The organism is Aeromonas sp. MR19 (genome assembly GCF_963899305.1).
GTDB lineage: Bacteria > Pseudomonadota > Gammaproteobacteria > Enterobacterales > Aeromonadaceae > Aeromonas > Aeromonas bestiarum.
In genome coordinates, this window is the sequence record NZ_CAWQWZ010000050.1 from 181,323 (window position 1) to 199,716 (window position 18,394).

Annotated in this window: 17 protein-coding genes and 1 pseudogene; 15 read left to right on the forward strand and 3 right to left on the reverse strand. The window is 63.7% G+C overall.

Annotated elements, in window-relative coordinates; all coding sequences use genetic code 11:
* The first annotated feature begins 1 nt into the window (after position 1).
* Positions 2-694, forward strand: coding sequence for a response regulator (locus tag AACQ95_RS18000; protein ID WP_005316875.1), 693 nt, complete (start codon positions 2-4; stop codon positions 692-694).
* Between the two features lie 106 nt (positions 695-800).
* On the opposite strand, the gene AACQ95_RS18005 is transcribed toward AACQ95_RS18000, so the two are convergent.
* Positions 801-1,709 (reverse strand): LysR family transcriptional regulator, encoded by a 909-nt coding sequence (locus tag AACQ95_RS18005; protein ID WP_241279238.1) that lies wholly within the window; start codon positions 1,707-1,709, stop codon positions 801-803.
* A 97-nt stretch (positions 1,710-1,806) separates the two neighbouring features.
* Between AACQ95_RS18005 and AACQ95_RS18010 the strand changes: the two genes are divergently transcribed.
* The gene (locus AACQ95_RS18010; RefSeq protein ID WP_241279239.1) at positions 1,807-2,790 is read left to right on the forward strand and encodes an aldo/keto reductase; all 984 of its coding nucleotides are present in this window, start codon (positions 1,807-1,809) and stop codon (positions 2,788-2,790) included.
* Between the two features lie 165 nt (positions 2,791-2,955).
* Here the strand turns inward: AACQ95_RS18010 and AACQ95_RS18015 are convergent, their stop codons facing one another.
* Entirely contained in the window at positions 2,956-3,855 is a 900-nt protein-coding gene (locus AACQ95_RS18015; protein ID WP_241279240.1) for a DMT family transporter, read from the reverse strand.
* Positions 3,856-3,958: 103 nt separating this feature from the next.
* Here AACQ95_RS18015 and AACQ95_RS18020 point away from each other — a divergent pair, with 103 nt between their 5' ends.
* Positions 3,959-4,765 (forward strand): AraC family transcriptional regulator, encoded by an 807-nt coding sequence (locus AACQ95_RS18020; RefSeq protein ID WP_241279241.1) that lies wholly within the window; start codon positions 3,959-3,961, stop codon positions 4,763-4,765.
* Positions 4,766-4,828: 63 nt separating this feature from the next.
* Here the strand turns inward: AACQ95_RS18020 and exaC are convergent, their stop codons facing one another.
* On the reverse strand, positions 4,829-6,346 hold the full coding sequence (gene exaC, locus AACQ95_RS18025; protein WP_241279242.1) for an acetaldehyde dehydrogenase ExaC: 1,518 nt from the start codon (positions 6,344-6,346) through the stop codon (positions 4,829-4,831).
* 306 nt (positions 6,347-6,652) lie between these two features.
* On the opposite strand from exaC, the gene AACQ95_RS18030 reads away from it, so the two are divergent.
* From AACQ95_RS18030 to AACQ95_RS18085, 12 genes and pseudogenes are all read left to right on the forward strand, one after another.
* Positions 6,653-8,311 (forward strand): sigma-54-dependent Fis family transcriptional regulator, encoded by a 1,659-nt coding sequence (locus AACQ95_RS18030; protein WP_241279243.1) that lies wholly within the window; start codon positions 6,653-6,655, stop codon positions 8,309-8,311.
* A gap of 342 nt (positions 8,312-8,653) precedes the next feature.
* On the forward strand, positions 8,654-9,964 hold the full coding sequence (locus tag AACQ95_RS18035; protein WP_241279244.1) for a GGDEF domain-containing protein: 1,311 nt from the start codon (positions 8,654-8,656) through the stop codon (positions 9,962-9,964).
* A 148-nt stretch (positions 9,965-10,112) separates the two neighbouring features.
* Positions 10,113-10,523 (forward strand): VOC family protein, encoded by a 411-nt coding sequence (locus AACQ95_RS18040; RefSeq protein ID WP_241279245.1) that lies wholly within the window; start codon positions 10,113-10,115, stop codon positions 10,521-10,523.
* Positions 10,524-10,625: 102 nt separating this feature from the next.
* Complete coding sequence (phoB, locus tag AACQ95_RS18045; RefSeq protein ID WP_043134568.1) at positions 10,626-11,315, forward strand: phosphate regulon transcriptional regulator PhoB; 690 nt, start codon at positions 10,626-10,628, stop codon at positions 11,313-11,315.
* 8 nt (positions 11,316-11,323) lie between these two features.
* A complete protein-coding gene (phoR, locus tag AACQ95_RS18050) occupies positions 11,324-12,619 on the forward strand; it encodes a phosphate regulon sensor histidine kinase PhoR (protein ID WP_043554831.1) in 1,296 nt (431 codons plus the stop codon).
* Between the two features lie 377 nt (positions 12,620-12,996).
* Positions 12,997-13,971: a PstS family phosphate ABC transporter substrate-binding protein gene (locus AACQ95_RS18055; RefSeq protein ID WP_017408555.1), complete on the forward strand. Its 975-nt coding sequence runs from the start codon at positions 12,997-12,999 to the stop codon at positions 13,969-13,971.
* A 163-nt stretch (positions 13,972-14,134) separates the two neighbouring features.
* Positions 14,135-14,941, forward strand: a complete 807-nt coding sequence (locus AACQ95_RS18060; protein ID WP_103471359.1) for a M48 family metallopeptidase — start codon at positions 14,135-14,137, stop codon at positions 14,939-14,941.
* Positions 14,929-15,435 (forward strand): GNAT family N-acetyltransferase, encoded by a 507-nt coding sequence (locus AACQ95_RS18065; protein WP_241279246.1) that lies wholly within the window; start codon positions 14,929-14,931, stop codon positions 15,433-15,435. Before AACQ95_RS18060 ends, AACQ95_RS18065 begins: the two co-directional genes overlap by 13 nt.
* A 110-nt stretch (positions 15,436-15,545) precedes the next feature.
* Positions 15,546-16,448: an ROK family protein gene (locus AACQ95_RS18070; protein WP_042867273.1), complete on the forward strand. Its 903-nt coding sequence runs from the start codon at positions 15,546-15,548 to the stop codon at positions 16,446-16,448.
* A 41-nt stretch (positions 16,449-16,489) separates the two neighbouring features.
* On the forward strand, positions 16,490-17,215 hold the full coding sequence (locus AACQ95_RS18075; protein ID WP_241279247.1) for a copper homeostasis protein CutC: 726 nt from the start codon (positions 16,490-16,492) through the stop codon (positions 17,213-17,215).
* Between the two features lie 150 nt (positions 17,216-17,365).
* Positions 17,366-17,501, forward strand: a pseudogene (locus AACQ95_RS18080) (copper homeostasis protein CutC); the annotation flags it as partial.
* Between the two features lie 181 nt (positions 17,502-17,682).
* Positions 17,683-18,294 carry an FKBP-type peptidyl-prolyl cis-trans isomerase gene (locus AACQ95_RS18085; RefSeq protein WP_043134579.1) on the forward strand — a complete coding sequence of 204 codons (612 nt, stop codon included), beginning with the start codon at positions 17,683-17,685 and terminating at the stop codon, positions 18,292-18,294.
* The last annotated feature ends 100 nt before the right edge of the window (positions 18,295-18,394 follow it).

Genomic DNA, 18,394 nt, shown 5'->3' on the forward strand with positions numbered 1-18,394 from the left:
TATGGAGCCCATTTTCACTCTGGTGATCGAGGATGACGAACGGATTGGATCCATTCTGGCCGAGCTGGTCTCCTCCACCCCCGGATTTTCCCTGCTGGGTCGGGCCGAGAGCCTGACCCAGGCCGATCTCATGATGCGTGCGACCGAGCCACAGCTGCTGCTGGTGGACATCTCATTGCCCGACGGCTCGGGCCTCGAGTGGGTGAACCGGCTGCGCAGCCACAACCGCGAGGCCTATGTCATCATGGTGACCGCCTCCTGCGACGTTGAGACCATACAGCAGGCCCTCAACCTGGGGGTGCAGGATTACATCATCAAGCCGCTGCGACTGTTTCGCATCCAGCAGAGCCTGGACGAGATTCTCACCCTGCACAGGCGCATCTGCGAGCGCGGCTCCCTGGAGCAGAGCGATCTGGATCGGCTGATGGGCAAGGGGCGCCCCCAGGCCAGGGAGGTGCGCGATACCCCAAAGGGGATCGACGCCATCACCTTGCGTCAGGTGCTGGAGCTGCTGGCCGGCGAGCCGGATACCGCGTTTTCCACCGATACGGTGGCGCTGCGCCTCTCCTTGAGCCGTACCACGGCGCGCCGTTATCTGGAGTATCTGGAGTCGGAGGACAGGGTCGATGTGGATCTCAACTACGGTCAGCGTGGCCGGCCCGAGCGGCGCTACCACTGGCGCCGGGGCAACTGAGCCCGCATTTTTTGCGCGAAGATGCAATGCAAGAAGGGAGCCTGGGCTCCCTTCTTGCTGTCTGCCCGTTGCGGCATGGGTTGCAGCCCTTGCTACCCCGCCTGATTCACAGTGCGCCCAGCGGGAAAGGGTGGAGGGCTGACTCGGCCTCCTCGAACAGCTGGATCAGGTGATCCGCGACGGCCCGCACCCGTCTGGAGTGGGCGAGATCTGTGTGGATCACCAGCCAGATCGGCTGATCCACCCCCAGCTCGGGCAGGAGGCAGACGAGATCCGTCTCTTTGGCCAGATAATGGGGCAGCACCGCCAGCCCGAGGCCGGCGGTGGCGGCGGCCAGCTGGGCCGACAGCGTGTTGGTCTCCACCCTGCAGGGGCGGCCACGCAGCATGCGAGCCATCCATTTGGCGGCGGGCAAATGGCCGTGGGCTTCCCCCCAGCCGATGAAGGCATCCTCATCCAAGCTGGCCGCATCTGTCCCCGGCTGGCGGGTATCGACATAGCTGCGAGCCCCATAGAGGCCGAAGCCCAGGGTGCCCAGCCGTTTGATGGTGACGTTGCCGGCGTCAGGTTTGACCATGCGCACGGCCAGATCGGCATCGCGCCTGTGCAGGTTCACCGTTTGCACGCCTGTGACCAGCTCCACCCGCAGGTCGGGATGAATGGCAAACAGCCTGGCCAGGGAGGGAATGATGAGCGGGTTGGCCAGATTGTCTGCGGTGGCGAGGCGCACGGAGCCGGCCACCTGCCCCTGTTGCTGCCCGGCGTCGCCAAAGGCATGCCCGGCATGTTCCAGCGCCTCGGCCCGCGCCAGCAGGGCCTCCCCATCGTCGGTCAGCCGATAGCCGTGCTGATGACGACTGAACAGCGGCAGGCCCAGTGCCGACTCCAGGCGATCCAGCCGTCGAGAGACGGTGGCAATGCCCAGCTCAAGGGTGAGGGCGGCGCCACTCAAGGTGCCGCTGCGGGCGATGGCCAGAAAGACCCGGGCATCATCCCATAGCAAGAGAGAGTTCATGTATCTTCCATAATCGGAAAGCTGACTGCCAATCCAGTCTATACCGAAACCCTATTCGGAAGACCATACTGACCCCCATCTTGTAAGGAGGACATGTATGCAACGACGAACACTGGGAACCGATCTGGACGTATCCGCCATGGGCCTCGGCTGCATGGGCATGAGTGAATTTTATGGCCCGCGGGATGATGAGCAGGCTCTGCGGGTGCTGGCCCGGGCCATCGAGATGGGGATCGATTTTCTCGACACCGCCGACATGTATGGCCCGCACCACAATGAAGCCTTGATCGGCCGCTTCCTGGCGACCCACGGCGCCGGGGTCAAGGTTACCACCAAGTTCGGCATAGTGCGCCAGAGTGGCGAGTACAGGCGCACCCTGGACAACAGCGCCCAGTATGCACGGCAGAGCTGTGAAGCTTCGCTGCGCCGGCTCGGGGTCGAGCAGATAGACCTCTACTATGTGCATCGCATCGACCCGGCGCACCCCATCGAAGAGACGATGGCGGGGCTGGCGCCACTGGTGCAGGAGGGCAAGATTGCCCGTATCGGTCTGTGCGAGGTCAGCGCGGCCACCTTGAGGCGCGCCCATGCCGTGCATCCGGTGGCGGCGGTGCAGACGGAATATTCGCTCTGGACGCGGGATGTCGAAGCCCAGGTGCTGCCGACCTGCCGCGAGCTGGGCATAGGGCTGGTGGCCTATTCCCCCTTGGGGCGGGGCTTTCTGACCGGACGTTTCCAGCAGGATACGGCGTTTGAAGAGGGTGACTTTCGGGCCAGCCTGCCGCGCTTTCAGCAGGAAAACATCGCCACCAACCGCTCGCTGGTGGAGGTGATCATGGCCCTGGCGGCACGCAAGCAGTGCACGACGGCGCAGATCGCCCTGGCCTGGCTGCTGGCGCAAGGGGATGACATAGTGCCCATTCCCGGCACAAGGCGGATCCCCCATCTGCAGGATAATCTGGGCGCCCTGTCGGTACACCTGGCAACAGAGGATCTCGCCGCGCTGGACAGCGCCATCACGGCCTTGCCGGTGGCGGGGGAGCGCTATACCCGGGAAGGCATGAAGGGGGTGAACGCATGAGCGGGTACAGCCCGATCGGCGTGAACTAGCCTTTGCGCTGCGGGCCCGGCTCGCTCCGCCGGCGCCGGGGCAACCGAGCGGGTGGTTTTTAGCGCTAAGATGCAAACAAGAAGGGAGCCTGGGCTCCCTTCTTGTCTTGTGTTGCACACACTTTACCGTGCCGCTTTATGCCTCCCCTGCGAGGGCGGGGCATACCCTGGGTTTGAACTGGGAGAGCATGACGCCGGTCAGGATCAGGCCGCCGCCGAGCAGGTGATGGCCGTGGATGGGCTCCCCCAGGGTGATGACGGCGATCAGCGCCGTGCACAGCGGCATCAGGTTCATGAACACTGAGGTGCGCTCCGCCCCCATGCAGGCGAGGCCGCGCATCCAGCAATAGGCCGCCAGCAGGGAAGAGGCTATGCCGGCAAACAGCACCAGGCCCCAGCCCTCGGCGGGGACCGCCAGGGAGTCTGCGCTGAGGGCGACCGGGATCAGCAAGAGCACAGCCAGCAGGATCTGCATGTAGAGGTTGAGCCAGGGGCCGAACGGCAGTTGCCAGCGGCGGATCAAGAGGCCATAGAGGGCATAGCTGGCTGAGCCGAGCAGCATGAGCCCGTCCCCCTGATTGATGCCGTTGTGCAGCAGGGCCAGCGGCTGGCCCTGGCTCAGCAGCCAGAGCACCCCGAACAGCGAGATGCTCATGCCGAGCAGGGCCTGCTTGCCCGGCCGCTGGCCGAAGAAGAGCGCGCTCTGCAGCAGGGTCAGCAACGGGATGAGTGAGCCGATGACCCCCATGTTGGTGGCCGAGGTGGTGTGGGCGGCGTAATAGGCGAGGCACTGGTAGAGCACCATGCCAAGGGCCGCCAGCACCAGCAGCTTGCCGAGCCAGGGGCGAATTTCGCCACGGCGGCGCCACAGCTGCGGCAGGCAGAAGGGGGTCAGCGCCAGGGCGGCGATCACCCAGCGGTAAAAGGAGATGGCGGCGGGATCCAGCACATCGGCGGCGGCCTTGGACACCACTGTATTGGTGGCCCAGATCAACACGGCCATCAGCGGGAACATAAGCGGGAAGAAGATACGCATCAAAGGCTCCTTATTATCGAGATGGCCAGTCTACCCTTGTCTTTCTGTTATCAAGTAACGTAAAAATGACAAATTATCCCGTGCAAAGGACAATCCGCCCGTTATGGCCATACGTCACTACCATCCGACGGATCTGCATCTGCCCGAGCCCAATCCCCTCTATCTGCGCTATCAGCAAATCCAGGCCGAGAGTGCCTGTGCGTCCCACAGCCACCCCTGGGGCCAGCTCAGCATGATAAGCCTGGGGGTGTTGGAAATCGTGCTGGAGGATCACCGGCTGGTGGCGCCCGCCGACTACCTCATCTGGGTGCCCGCGAACCTGGAGCACGCCTCCTACAACCAGCAGGCCCTCGACTATACCTCCATTTATGTCAATCACGCCCTGGCGGCCAGATTGCCGGCCGAGCCCTGCCTGCTGCAGATAACGCCGCTCATCCGGGCCATGCTGGCGGATTTTTGCGAGCGCAAGCTGGGCCACATGCAGGATGAGTGGGACGTGCGCCAGGCCGAGCTGCTGGTGGAGAAGCTGACCCGCACCCGCTGCCAGGACAGCTACCTGCCCATGAGCCAGGACAAGCTGCTGGCCCCCATGCTGGCGGCGCTTCACAGCGATCCCGCCGATCCGCGCACCCTGGCCCAGTGGGCCGAACAGTTGCACAGCACGGAGCGCACCCTGGCCCGGCGCTGCGTGCGGGAATTGGGGATGAACTTCGGCCAATGGCGGGCCCGGCTCAAGCTGCTCAAGGCGCTGGCCTGGCTCAAGGGGGAATTGCCGGTGCAGGAGATTGGCTGGCGGCTCGGTTACGGCTCCACCTCGGCCTTCATCGCCATGTTCAATCGTGAACTGGGCTGCTCCCCCCAGCGTTATCGCCAGCAGCTGGGCATCGGTGCCGGGCAGGCGGCGCTCTAGCAGCGACCACTCTAAGCAATGAAAAGGGCGCCCGCAGGCGCCCTTGTTGATGACAGGATGGGCTTAGAAGAAGCCGAGGGGATTGATGTCATGGCTTACCAGCAGATTCTTGGTGTTCTGGTAGTGATCCAGCATCATCTTGTGGGTCTCGCGGCCTATGCCTGACTTCTTGTAGCCGCCAAAGGCCGCGTGGGCCGGGTAGGCGTGGTAGCAGTTGACCCAGACCCGGCCGGCCTGGATGCCGCGCCCCATGCGCCAGGCCAGGTTGCTGTCGCGGGTCCACAGGCCCGCCCCCAGCCCGTACTGGGTGTCGTTGGCAATGGCCAGCGCATCCGCCTCGTCCTTGAAGGTGGTGACCCCGAGCGCCGGCCCGAAGATCTCCTCCTGGAACACCCGCATCTTGTTCTGGCCGTGGAATATGGTGGGCTGGATGTAGAAGCCCCCCTCCAGCCCATTCACCTTGGCTGGACCGCCGCCGATCAGCATTTTGGCCCCCTCGCCACGGCCTATCTCCATGTAGCTCAGTATCTTGTCGAACTGCTCGCGGGACGCCTGGGCACCGACCTGAGTGGCGGTGTCGAGGGGGTTGCCCTGCACGATTGTGCGGGCGCGGGCCAGCACCCTGTCCATAAAGTCGTCGTAGATCTTCTCGTGTACCAGCGCGCGGGAGGGGCAGGTGCACACCTCGCCCTGGTTGAAGAAGGTCATCAGCATGCCTTCCACCGCCTTGTCGATGTACTGGCTCTCATGCTGCATCACATCGGCAAAATAGATGTTGGGGGACTTGCCGCCCAGCTCGACGGTGGAGGGGATCAGCTTGTCGGCGGCGCAGCGCAGTATATGGGCGCCGACTTCAGTTGAACCGGTAAACGCCAGCTTCTGGATCCTGTCGCTGGTAGCGAGCGCCTGGCCCGCCTCGGCGCCGAAGCCGTTGACCACGTTGACCACGCCGGGGGGCAGTATGTCCTTGATGAGATCCATCATCAGCATGATGGTGACCGGGGTCTGCTCGGCGGGCTTGAGCACGCTGCAGCAGCCGGCCGCCAGCACAGGGGCCAGCTTCCAGGCCGCCATCAGCAGCGGGAAGTTCCAGGGGATGATCTGGCCGACCACCCCGATGGGCTCCTTGAAGTGGTAGCTGACGGTGTGCTGATCCAGCTCGGCGGCCGAGCCCTCCTGGGCACGGATGCAGCCGGCGAAGTAGCGGAAGTGATCCACCACCAGCGGCAGGTCGGCGGCCAGGGTCTCGCGCACCGCCTTGCCGTTCTCCCAGGTCTCGGCGATGGCGAGCACTTCGATGTTCTGCTCGATGCGATCGGCGATGCGCAGCAGCAGGTTGCTGCGCTCGGTGACGCTGGTCTTGCTCCAGCTGGCGAACGCCTTGTGGGCGGCATCCAGCGCTAGCTCTATGTCGGCGGCGTCTGATCGGGCCACCTCGCAGAACACCTTGCCGTCCACCGGCGAGATGTTTTCGAAGTAGCGGCCGGCGCGCGGCGCCACCCAGTCGCCACCGATGAAGTTGTCGTAACGGGACTTGAAGCTGACCAGGGCACCTGCCTGACCGGGAGCGGTATAAATCATCTCATCATCCTTATGTGTGTGAAGGTCCTGCCCGGCTGTACGTGCTGGCTGGCCGGGGTGGTACGCAGGGGGTATCGCAAGGGCCATGCCAAAGGGTCTGACCAGTGGGCAAAAGGTTACAAAAACGTTACCAAACGGGGTGCGGCAGCATATCTTGGTTAACCAATGACCACGGCGAAGGTGAGGAAACTGTGCCGATTCTGGACAGTGACCGTGACAGTCGTGCCGTTTGTGAACAGGAGGCGTGATGAGCGAGTTACCCACATTTGCCGGCACCATGCGTGCCGTTTGTGAACAGGAGGCATGATGAACGAGCTACCTCAATCCAGTCTCAGCCCCAGTCAGATCCAGCGTTCCTGGCAGCGCTGCCTGCATCAGGGCCTGCATCGCCAGCAGAGCGCCGAGCTGGATCTGTTGCCCCAGGGGGAGCTGTCGGCCCGCCAGGAGCAGCACAGGACGCTGATTGCCTGCTTCCAGCGTTTCGTGCTGCCGCTGTTTGCCCAGTTGCTGGCGGGCAGGCCCTGTCGCCTGCTGCTGTGTGACGGCGAGGGGGCCATACTGGCCGCCAGCGGTGACGATGGTTTTGCCCACCACGCCGAGCGCATTTTTTTGCGCAGCGGCGCCCGCTGGGGGGAGGCGAGCAAGGGCACCAACGCCATCGGCACAGCGCTGGCCGAGCAGAGCGAGGTGCAGGTGCTGGGGTCCGAGCACTTCTTCGCCCAGCACAGCTTCCTCAGTTGCAGCGCCAGCCCCCTGCTCGGGCCCGACGGGCAATTGCTCGGGGTACTCGACATCTCCACAGACGCGGCCCACCACGACGGCGACATGCTGGGCACGGTTCGGCTGCTGGCCATGACGCTGGAAAACGCGCTGCTGGCGCGCCAGCCAGGCTGGCTGGTGGATCTCGATCCCCAGAGTCTCTGGTCCGCCCGTCTGCTGCTGGGGGAGGCGGGCGAGCTGCTCGGTGCCAACCGGGCCGGACGGCTCTGGCTCGGCCAGCACCCCTTCGATGGCCGGCAGTTGCTGCGTGAACGCCGTGGCCTGCGGCTGGTGCCAGAGCCGGTTGCGGCGCCCCGGCAAATCGAGCAACCAGGGTCGGCACAGGTGCCGCTCAAGATGCTGGAGCGGGGTATCTCGTTGCTCATCGAGGGAGAGACAGGCAGCGGCAAGGAGCACCTGGTGCGCGCCCTGCACCGCCAGTCGAGTCGGCAGGATAGGCCCCTGGTGTGCGTCAACTGCGGCGCCCTGCCGGCCGATCTGGTGGAGGCCGAGCTGTTTGGCTACGTGGGCGGTGCCTTCAGCGGCGCCCGCAGCCAGGGCAGTCAGGGCTATCTGCGCGCCGCCCACGGCGGCATCCTGATGCTGGATGAAATCGGCGAGTTGCCGCTGCTGGCCCAGACCCGGCTGTTGCGGGTGTTGCAGGAGCGCAGCGTGACCCCGGTCGGCAGCCACAGACCCGAGCCTGTTGATTTCTGGCTGGTCAGCGCCAGCCACCGGGATCTGGCGGCCATGGTGCAGGCCGGCACGTTTCGCGAGGATCTCTATTACCGGATCTGCGGCTGGCGCCAGCAGCTGACACCGCTGCGGGCATGGCCAAGGGGCGAACGCCTGGGATTGATCCAGCGGCTGCTGGCGGAGATGGACTCGGCGCTGCGCCTGACGGGTGATGCTGAGCAGCAACTGCTGGCTCACCCGCTGCCCGGCAACGTGCGCCAGCTCAAGCAGGCGCTGGAGGTGGCCTGCGTGCTGGCGGAGGGGCAGGGCTGGATTGAATCCGCCCACCTGCATCTGCCCGCCGCATCGGCCGCGCCCTCGTCACAGGCGAGTGCCCACACCTTGCGCCAGCAGAACCGACTGCGGGTGCAGCAGACCCTGGCGGATTGCGGGGGCAACGTGAGCGAGGCGGCGCGCCAGCTCGGCATCAGCCGCACCACCCTCTACCGGACACTGCGCGAGGGACCATGAGGGTGTTGTTGCTCACCATTTCCCTTGTGTAAGATGGGCCCATCAGGGCCCTTTTTATTTATTTCTCGTTATTTTTCCATGGCATGGAGTGCTCTATCCTGTGTTCACATCTGATTGGCAAGCGCGCGTCTCTCCGGGGGGCCGACCTGGTACCTCCCGGTTGACGCAGGACGGCCGCACCCGGGTGGCGCGCCTGATCCCGGGGCGAGTCTGGCCCTGTCCGCCGGTATCCGGCTGAGAAAATACCCTATGGCGCCCGTGTCGGCGTGTGTAATAACCAGGGATCCTGGCGTGCCGGATCCCCTGATATAGAGTCAGAGCCCCTAGTCGGGCGGAGCCTATATGACCCCTTCCTATTCTCGTCTGGCCAATGTGCTGTTCTGGGTATTGCTGGGATTGAGCCTGCTGGCGATCCTGCTGTTTGAATTCGGGCCCGATCGGCGGCTGGACATGGTGAGCAATGCCCGCCTGTCCGTCACGGCGCAGGATGACAGGGTCCACGGCGGCCAGTCTGTCACCACACTGCTGTCGGCCGGGGGCGGCTCGGCGCACCATGATGCGGTGGCGGAGAAACCCGCCATCGATTGCCAGCTGCGCGCCGGGTATGCCTTTCCGTTCTGCGAGCTGGTGCTGACCCTGACCGAGCCAGAGCGGGGGATCGATCTCTCCCGCTTCGACTGGGTGCGCATCCGGCTCAGGGTCGAGGGGGAGGGGCCCCAGATCTGGCGGCTCTACCTGCGCAACTATCACCCCGCTTATTCCAGGGCCGGGGATGCGTCGTCCCACAAGTTCAACGAGGTGATCTTCCGCCCCGATGATTACGGCCGGGTGCAGGATGTGCCGCTCAAGGTGTTCACCCCGGCCACCTGGTGGGTGCAGCAGTACAAGATACCGCTGGCGCAACAGGGGCCTGATCTGAGGCATGTCTATGCCGTCGAGCTGGCCTCCGGCATCGGTATGCAGCCCGGCCACTACCGGCTGGTGCTGGAACAGATGGAGTTTCATGGTCGCTGGGTGCAGCCGGGTTCCTTCTATCGTCCCCTGCTGTTGAGCTGGCTGGGCTATTGCCTGTTGCTGTTTCTGGTACAACACCTGCTGATGCGGGATCGATTGCGCAAGGCCCGTGCGGCCAGGCTGGCGGCGGAGGCGCTCAGCCAGAGTCTGAGCGAAAAGACCCGGCGCACCGAGGAGGAGGCCAGGTACGATCCCCTGACCGGCGCCCTCAACCGGCTCGGCGGCAACAAGCTGCTGGCCGAGCTCGGCGATATGCCCCTCTCTTTCATCTACATCGACATAGACCACTTCAAGCGGGTCAACGACGGCCACGGTCATCCGGTGGGGGACGAGGTGCTCAAGCACATGGTGAGCGAGGTGCTGCGCCACTGCGATAGCCTGTGCCGGCTGGTTCGCTGGGGCGGGGAGGAGTTCGTGCTGGTCTGCCTGCACTACGAGCAGGCCCGCGCAGAGGGGCTGGCAGAGCGGCTGCGAGTCGCCCTGGTGGCTTATCCGCACTGGCCGCTGGCGCTGCCCATCACGGCCTCGTTCGGGGTGGCGGAGCGGCGCGGAGATCCGCTGGAGCAGGCCCTCAAGCGGGCCGACGAGGCGCTCTACCAGGCCAAAAAACGGGGTCGCAACAGGGTCGAGGTGGAATAGGAGGTGGAATAGAACGCAGGTCTGGTGGCAGGGGAAGGGCTGCTCCTTCGAGCGGGGCATTGCTGCTGGAGCCCAAGACTCCAAGCCGCTATGATGCGCGCCAGCCGGGGCGTTAGCCCCCTTCATCCATCTGTTGAGGAGTATTTCCATGTCACAACACATAGGCGCCCTGGCCCTGCTGGTGGCCGACTATGACGAGGCCATCGCCTTCTTTACCCGGGGGTTGGGTTTTACATTGCTGGAAGACACTCACCTCGATGAACCGGGTAAACCGGGCAAGCGTTGGGTGCGGGTTGCGCCTGCCGGCGCGCCCGGCTCGGCGCTCTTGCTAGCTCGCGCCGCCACGCCCGAGCAGCAGGCATCCATCGGTCAACAGGGCGGTGGCCGGGTATTTCTGTTCCTCGAAACCGACGATTTCTGGGCCGATTACCAGCGCATGCTGGACTACGGTGTTCATTTTTGTGAACAGCCACGTAGCGAGCCATACGGCATGGTGGTGGTGTTCGAGGATATCAGTGGCAACCGCTGGGACCTGCTGCAACTCGCTGCTGCCAACTGAATCTGAAAACGTTTATCATCCCGCCTGTCATAAAGTCATAAAAGTGTCACAGAAAGTTCTAATAATTGGCGCACCCATCTTCACACAGGAGAGAGAAGGGATATGGCTAAGCGAATTCTGGTGGTCGAGGACGAAGCACCGATCCGCGAAATGCTCTGCTTCGTGCTCGAGCAAAAGGGATATGAGACGGTTGAAGCTGAAGATTACGCCGATGGACTGGCGAAGGTGCGCGAGCCTTACCCCGAACTCATCGTGCTGGACTGGATGATGCCCGGTGGCAGTGGCATCCAGTTCATCAAGCAACTCAAGCAGGATGAGGTGACCCGCCAGATCCCGGTGGTGATGCTGACCGCCCGCGGCGAGGAGGAGGACAAGGTGCGTGGTCTGGAGGCGGGGGCCGATGACTACATCACCAAGCCGTTCTCCCCCAAGGAGCTGACCGCCCGCCTGCACGCCGTGATGCGCCGCGTCTCCCCCACCTCGGTGGACGAGGTGATCGAGGTGCAGGGGCTCAAGCTGGACCCGGTTTCCCACAGAGTCAGCGCCGAAGACAAGGCGCTGGACATGGGGCCGACCGAGTTCAAGCTGCTGCACTTCTTCATGACCCACCCCGAGCGGGTCTACAGCCGCGAGCAGCTGCTCAACAATGTCTGGGGTACCAATGTGTACGTCGAGGACAGAACCGTGGATGTGCATATTCGTCGCTTGCGCAAGGCCATTGAAGAGACGGGTCACGATCGATTGATTCAGACGGTGCGCGGCGCAGGCTATCGCTTCTCAACCCGTCTGTAGAGGACGTTATGTTGCAACCTTACGCCTGGCGGCGACAGTTGTGGCGGATGGCGTTTTTTTATACGCCCTTCGTCTTGGTCGGCTGGTTGACGAATACCCTCACTCTTTGCCTGCTGGTGGCGACCGTGCTGCATCTGGGCTGGCACTATCGCTTCCAGAAGCGGCTGTCGGACTGGCTGTGGCACGATCGCAGCCTGGTGCCCCCCAACGGCAGCGGCAGCTGGGAGTACATCTTCAACGGCATCTACAAGTTGCAGCAGCGCCACCGTGCCCGGCGCCGCGAGCTGGCGGGCCTCATCCGCCGCTTTCGGGAAGGGGCCGAAGCCCTGCCCGATGCCGCCGTGGTGTTTCGCACCGACGGCAGCATCCTCTGGTGCAACCGGCTGGCGGAGCAGCTGCTCGGTTTTCGCTGGCCGGAAGACGCCGGTCAGCACATAGGCAACCTCATTCGCAATCCCGCCTTCGGGGCTTATCTGAACAAGGGGCAGTATGACGAACCGTTCGAGATGACCTCGCCCATCAACGAGGAGAAGTTTCTCGAGTTTCGGATCATGCCCTACGCCGAGGATCAGGCCATGCTGGTGGTGCGGGACGTGACCCGGCTGCGCAGCCTGGAGAAGACCCGCAAGCACTTCGTCTCCAACGTCTCCCACGAACTGCGCACGCCGCTCACCGTGCTCAAGGGCTATCTGGAGATGACCGAAGAACCGCCGCCCCCCGCCCTGTGGGCCAAGGCGCACAGGGTGATGATGGAGCAGACCATCCGCATGGACAATCTGGTCAATCAGCTGCTCACCCTGTCGCGGATCGAGGCGGCCCCCTCGGTGGATCTTTCCCACCTGGTGGACATGCCCGCCATGCTGGGGCTGCTGGAGCAGGAGGCGCGGGCGCTGTCGGGGGAGCGGGCGCACCAGATCGAATTCAGCGTGCAACCCAATCTGTTCGTGCGCGGGGATCAGGATCAGCTGCGCAGCGCCGTCTCCAACCTGGTCTACAACGCCATTCACTACACCCCGGCGGAGCGCAAGATCAGCGTGGAGTGGCGCAAGCAGGGGGCCATGGCGCTGTTTGTGGTGCAGGACGAGGGGGAGGGGATCCCGCCCGAGCATCTGGCGCGGCTCACCGAGCGCTTCTATCGGGTGGACCGGGCCCGCTCGCGCCACACGGGTGGCTCCGGGCTGGGGCTCGCCATCGTCAAGCACGCCTTGAGTCATCACGATGCCCAGCTCGATATCGAGAGCCGGGTCGGCCTCGGCAGCCGTTTCAGCTTCCTCATTCCGGCCCGCATGGTGGTGTTGAAATAGTCTTTTTCGGCAATGGGTTAGCAGTGCAGAGAGGGCGGCGACAGCGGCCCTCTTTTCATTTGCTCACAAGCCTCGCCATGTCATTAAAGTGTCACATTAAATCCATAAATTTGTCACTGCCAGGTCAGATACTGGCGCCGTCTTGAGAACGGACCTGTCGCCGACTTGGCGCAGGCAGAGTACGAAACGCGACCAGCCGATCGCTGTGCTCGGGATGCTACCACTTTCGGCCTCAGATTGACGATTGCCTTCTGCCACCGCTGGACTGGGGGAAGAGGGCATGAAATGACACTCAGCGAATCGCTCGGCGTGACCGACGGTGCGCCAAGTTAACCCGTGTTTTGATGGACTGCGTTCTGCAACCTTGGAGAGATTGGATGAAACTCAACAAACTGGCTGGTGTAATCGGATTCACCGCAGCTACCCTGTTTTCCGTCAGCACCCTGGCTGCCGGTGTGGATAAAAACCTGCCGGATTACACTCCGACCAGCGGCATCTCGGGCAACCTGTCCTCTGTCGGCTCGGACACCCTGGCCAACATGATGACCCTGTGGGCCGAAGAATTTAAGCGCATGTACCCCAACGTCAACGTGCAGATCCAGGCCGCCGGCTCCTCTACCGCCCCGACCGCACTGACCGAAGGTGTCGCCCAGTTTGGCCCCATGAGCCGCGCCATGAAGTCCGGCGAGGAAGAGGCGTTCGAGAAGCGCTACGGCTACAAGCCGACCGCCATCCGCGTCGCGGTCGATGCCCTGGCCGTGTTCGTCAACAAGGACAACCCCATCAAGGGGCTGACCATGCCGCAACTGGATGCCATCTTCTCCAGCACCCTCAAGTGCGGCGAAGCCAAGGCCGCCACCAAGTGGGCCGATCTCGGTCTGGACGGCAACTGGTCCTCCAAGGATCTGCAGCTGTTCGGTCGCAACTCTGTGTCCGGTACCTACGGTTACTTCAAGGAGCACGCCCTGTGCAACGGTGACTTCAAGAGCGGCGTGAACGAGCAGCCGGGTTCTGCCTCAGTGGTGCAGTCCGTCTCCTCTTCCCTGAACGGCATCGGCTACTCGGGCATCGGCTACGTCACCTCAGGTGTGCGCGCCGTACCGCTCTCCAAGGATGGCAAGACCTTCATCGAAGCGAGCGCCGACAACGCCATCACCGGCAAGTACCCGCTGTCGCGCTTCCTGTACGTTTACGTGAACAAGCACCCGAACAAGCCGCTCTCCCCGATGGAGCAAGAGTTCCTGAAGATGGTGCTCTCCAAGGCGGGCCAGAACATAGTGGCCAAAGATGGCTACGTACCTGTACCGGCCAAGGTGGTCGAAGCCGACCTGAAGAAACTGGGCATAATGTAAGCCGGTTTCCTCTGCAACACGGGCCCCGCGGGGCCCGTTTTCTTTTTGAGTGGATCCACAATGACGACATGTGACCGCTTTCGCCGAACAGCGTGATCTGTCGACTTGCGCCGGACGCCCGCATTTCCGAAAATAGGGCATCTTTATGGTGAAGGACACCTCCATGACATCTCCCCTGTTCAAGCTCGGCCTGGCGGCACTCTGTTCCACCCTGCTGGCCAGCTGTGCCCAGTCTCCTACCGGCCGCAGCCAGATGCTGCTGTTCTCGCCCCAGCAGATGAGCCAGCTGGGGGCCGACTCCTTCGAGCAGATGAAGAAGCAGGAGAAGGTGAGCAAGGATGCCAGGATCAATGCCTATGTCTCCTGTGTCGCCAAGGCGGTGACCGCCCAGGTGCCGAGCCAGTATGGCATCACCAGCTGGGAAGTGGTGGTGTTTGACTCCAAGCAGGTCAACGCCTTCGCCCTGCCCGGCGGCAAGATCGGGGTCTACAGCGGCCTGCTCAAGGTCGCCAAGAATCAGGATCAGCTCGCCACCGTCATAGGTCACGAGCTGACCCACGTGCTGGCCCAGCACTCCAACGAACGACTCTCCCGCAGCCAGCTGACCGGTCTTGGTCTGGCGGCGGCCGACATCGCCATGGGCAGCAGCGAGTATCGCGGCGCCACCATGGCGGCGCTGGGGCTCGGGGTCGAGGTGGGGGTCATGCTGCCCTATGGCCGCGAGCAGGAGAGCGAGGCGGACAGGCTGGGCTTGGATCTGATGGCCCGCGCCGGCTTCAATCCCGCCGAGGCCGTTCCCCTGTGGCAGAACATGAGTGCCGCCGCAGGTGGCAAGGCGCCGCCGCAACTGCTCTCCACCCACCCCAGCAACGAGACCCGGATCGCCGAGCTGCAGGCCCAGCAGGCTGAAGCTATGCCGCTCTACGAACAGGCCCGCGCCTCCGGTCTGGTGCCCCAATGCAAGGCATGAGCCTGCGCATGGCGCGGACCGATGACGCGCCTGCCATGACGGTGATGCAGCGGGCCAGCTGGCTCGCGGCCTATGGCGAGGTGCTCGGTGCCGACATGCTGGCCCAGCTTTCGGTGACCGAGCACCTGCAGATCTGGCAGAGCCGGCTCGTCGAATCCGGCCCCAGGCCCATGCTGCTGTGCCAGGACGAGGTGGTCATAGGCCTGCTCTACTGGCAGCTCGTGCTGGATGGCACAGAGTCGAACGCCCTGATCCGCGCCTTTTACCTTCATCCCGATCACTGGCGCCAGGGCCATGGCAAGCGGCTATGGCAGGCGGTGGCCATGCAGATGCGTCGTGCCGGCTGCGACAGCGTCAGATTGTGGCTGCTCGATGGCAACCGGATCGGCGAGGGTTTTTACCTGAGGCGCGGCTTCGTCTTCGACGGTCAGGCGCGCACCCTGATGAGCCTTGGCCAGGCTTGCCTGCAACGGCAAATGTTCCGTTTGCTTTGATCTCGCTCCCATTTTTCGCCCCCGGTCACTTTATTTTTTTTGCGAATTAATACAATGTGCTGCTCTGGACAGACTGAGGTGAGGTGACTCACCGACAAGGGAGTGTGGGCATGTATTACGGCTTTGATATTGGTGGCACCAAGATAGCGTTCGCCGTGTATGACGGCGCCTTGAACCTCTGCCATGAGGAGCGCATGAGCACGCCCGGCAACGATTACGAGGGGCTGCAGCAGCTCATCCGTGACCGGGTCGAGCAGGCGGACGCCCGTTTCGGCGCGAGAGGCGCTGTGGGCATCGGCTTTCCCGGCATCCTCAATCGGCACGATCACAGCATAGTGGCGGCGAACCTGCCCTCCATCAATGGCCGCCATCTGGGCGCCGATCTGGCCGAGCTGCTGGGTCGCCCGGTCAAGGTGGACAACGATGCCAACTGCTTCCTCTGGTCGGAAGTGCACCAGGGCGCGGCAGCTGGGGCCGACAGCGCGCTGGGGGTCACCATAGGTACCGGCATCGGCGGCGCCGTCTATCTGGCGGGCAAGCTGATCCAGGGCCGCAACTGGCTGGCGGGGGAGATAGGTCACTATCCGCTGCCGGCCACCATGCTGATGAAGTATCCCGACTTGCCTCGCCCCCGTTGTGGCTGCGGTCGCCTGGTCTGTTTTGAAACCTATGCATCCGGCACCGGGCTGGAGCGGCTCTATCACCATTTTCATGGCCAGCGTGCCAGCGGTCACCAGATAGTGGGGCGCTTCGAGGCCCATGAGCCCCATGCGGTAGCCACGGTCGACTGCTGGCTCGAGATCATGGCCGCGGGGCTCGCGACCGCCATCTCCGTGGTTGATCCCGAGGTGGTGGTGCTGGGAGGCGGCCTGAGCGGCCTGCCTGCCCTGTACCAACAGCTGCCGCTGCGCCTGCCCGGCCATCTGCTGCCCGGTGTCGCCCTGCCCGAGATCCGCCAGGCCCGCTTCGGTGGCGCCGGCGGGGTGCGCGGCGCGGCCTTGCTCAATTTATGAGATCAGATGTGCTGTCTGATCTCTCCAATAAAGGAGTCATCATGACCCGTCTTGAAATTTGTATCGACAACCTGGAATCCCTGTTCACCGCCCAGCAAGCCGGCGCGGATCGCATCGAGCTCTGCTCTGCGCTGGGGCTGGGTGGCCTGACCCCTTCTTATGGCTTCATGCAGCTGGTCGCGCGCCACGCCAGCGTCCCCGTCTACGCCATGATCCGCCCCCGCGCCGGGGATTTTTGCTTCAGCGCCGCCGAGTTTGAACTTATGTTGCTGGATATCGCCGCCGCCCGTGCAGCCGGGTTGCAGGGGGTGGTGATCGGCCTGCTGGATCAAGAGGGGCGGGTGCCCGCCGACCTGCTGCGCCAGCTGGTGGACGCGGCCGGGCCGCTCGGCGTTACCTTCCATCGCGCCATCGACCTCTCATCCGACTGGCGGCTGGATCTGGAGACCATAGTCGCGGCCGGCTGCGAGCGCATCCTGAGCTCGGGTCATGCGCCGACCGCGCTGGCGGGGCTGGAGACACTGCAGGCCATGCAGCAGGCCCTGGCGGGCCGTGCCAGCCTGATGCCGGGTGCCGGGGTCAATGCCGACAACGTGCGCACCATACTGGAGTTCACCGGGGTGAGCGAGGTGCACATGTCCGGCATGGGCTGGCGTGGCGGCATGGTGCCCCATGGCGTTAACATGGGCACCTCGGACGATGGTCGCGTCAATATCACCGACGGTGCCAAGGTAGCGGCGGTGCGGGCTTTGCTGGATCGCTCCTGAGCAAGGGAAGCGGTGCGGCGGCATGGTGTCTCTCCATACGGGGTCAACATGGACACCTCTGATGACGGCGGGGTCAATATCACCGACGGCGCCAAGGTAGCGGCGGTGCGGGCTTTGCTGGATCGCTCCTGAGCAAGGGAAGCGGTGCGGCGGCATGGTGTCTCTCCATACGGGGTCAACATGGGCACCATCGGACGATGGTCGTGTCAATATCACCGACGGGACCAAGGTAGCGGCGGTGCGGGCCCTGCTGGATCGCGCTGATACCACAGCAAGTGAGGTTTGAGTCCAGAGGTTCAGTACGCCATTGTGGCTGACAGGATCGCCGCCGATGGGCGGCGATCCTGCTCTTCTTGTGTGAAGTTCCTCCCACGGGCGGGGAAATCAGGGTCGCCGCCGGCAGCACCTCGCCAAAAAGTCTGATATTATCCCGCCTCTTTATTACTTGGATCTGGAGCAACATCTCAATGTCCCAATACGACTCTATCGAACAGAAGGCCAGCTATGGCATCGGCCGCAACATGGGTGATCAGCTGGCGCAGCAAGCCTTCGCCGGTCTGGATATCCCGGCCCTGCAACAAGGTCTGGCAGATGCCCTGAATGGTCTGGAGTTCGCGGTCAGCCGTGACGATATCAATGATGCCTTCCAGGTGATCACAGCTCGCATGCAGGAAGAGCAGGAAGCCGTTGCCAAGGCTGCCGCCGCCGATGGCGAAACCTTCCTGGCCGACAACGCCAAGCGTGCCGACGTCAAGGTGACCGATTCCGGTCTGCAATACGAAGTCATGGTAGAAGGCAACGGCGCCGTGCCGGTGGCCGGTCAGTCCGTGCGCGTGCACTACCACGGTACCTTCACCCACGGTGGCGTGTTCGACAGCTCGGTCGCCCGTGGCGAGCCGGCCGAATTCCCGGTGACTGGCGTCATTGCCGGCTGGGTTGAAGCGCTGCAGCTGATGCCGGTTGGCTCCAAGTGGAAGCTCTACATTCCGCAGGATCTGGCCTATGGTGCCCGTGGTGCCGGTTCCATCCCGCCCTACTCAGCGCTGGTATTCGAAGTGGAGCTGCTGGACATTCTGTGATCCGGCTGGCTTGACCACGCAAAGTAAACGGCGACCCCAGGGTCGCCGTTTCTGTTTGAGGCGCCCCCGTCTGGCGAGCCCTCGTCGATAGACAATGTGC

What these genes read in the sequence shown, in the direction of transcription:
- AACQ95_RS18000 (WP_005316875.1), top strand. Translation starts at nt 2, where the DNA reads ATGGAGCCCATTTTCACTCTGGTGATCGAGGATGACGAACGGATTGGA.
- AACQ95_RS18005 (WP_241279238.1), bottom strand. Translation starts at nt 1,709, where the DNA reads ATGAACTCTCTCTTGCTATGGGATGATGCCCGGGTCTTTCTGGCCATC.
- AACQ95_RS18010 (WP_241279239.1), top strand. Translation starts at nt 1,807, where the DNA reads ATGCAACGACGAACACTGGGAACCGATCTGGACGTATCCGCCATGGGC.
- AACQ95_RS18015 (WP_241279240.1), bottom strand. Translation starts at nt 3,855, where the DNA reads ATGCGTATCTTCTTCCCGCTTATGTTCCCGCTGATGGCCGTGTTGATC.
- AACQ95_RS18020 (WP_241279241.1), top strand. Translation starts at nt 3,959, where the DNA reads ATGGCCATACGTCACTACCATCCGACGGATCTGCATCTGCCCGAGCCC.
- exaC (WP_241279242.1), bottom strand. Translation starts at nt 6,346, where the DNA reads ATGATTTATACCGCTCCCGGTCAGGCAGGTGCCCTGGTCAGCTTCAAG.
- AACQ95_RS18030 (WP_241279243.1), top strand. Translation starts at nt 6,653, where the DNA reads ATGAACGAGCTACCTCAATCCAGTCTCAGCCCCAGTCAGATCCAGCGT.
- AACQ95_RS18035 (WP_241279244.1), top strand. Translation starts at nt 8,654, where the DNA reads ATGACCCCTTCCTATTCTCGTCTGGCCAATGTGCTGTTCTGGGTATTG.
- AACQ95_RS18040 (WP_241279245.1), top strand. Translation starts at nt 10,113, where the DNA reads ATGTCACAACACATAGGCGCCCTGGCCCTGCTGGTGGCCGACTATGAC.
- phoB (WP_043134568.1), top strand. Translation starts at nt 10,626, where the DNA reads ATGGCTAAGCGAATTCTGGTGGTCGAGGACGAAGCACCGATCCGCGAA.
- phoR (WP_043554831.1), top strand. Translation starts at nt 11,324, where the DNA reads ATGTTGCAACCTTACGCCTGGCGGCGACAGTTGTGGCGGATGGCGTTT.
- AACQ95_RS18055 (WP_017408555.1), top strand. Translation starts at nt 12,997, where the DNA reads ATGAAACTCAACAAACTGGCTGGTGTAATCGGATTCACCGCAGCTACC.
- AACQ95_RS18060 (WP_103471359.1), top strand. Translation starts at nt 14,135, where the DNA reads ATGACATCTCCCCTGTTCAAGCTCGGCCTGGCGGCACTCTGTTCCACC.
- AACQ95_RS18065 (WP_241279246.1), top strand. Translation starts at nt 14,929, where the DNA reads ATGCAAGGCATGAGCCTGCGCATGGCGCGGACCGATGACGCGCCTGCC.
- AACQ95_RS18070 (WP_042867273.1), top strand. Translation starts at nt 15,546, where the DNA reads ATGTATTACGGCTTTGATATTGGTGGCACCAAGATAGCGTTCGCCGTG.
- AACQ95_RS18075 (WP_241279247.1), top strand. Translation starts at nt 16,490, where the DNA reads ATGACCCGTCTTGAAATTTGTATCGACAACCTGGAATCCCTGTTCACC.
- AACQ95_RS18085 (WP_043134579.1), top strand. Translation starts at nt 17,683, where the DNA reads ATGTCCCAATACGACTCTATCGAACAGAAGGCCAGCTATGGCATCGGC.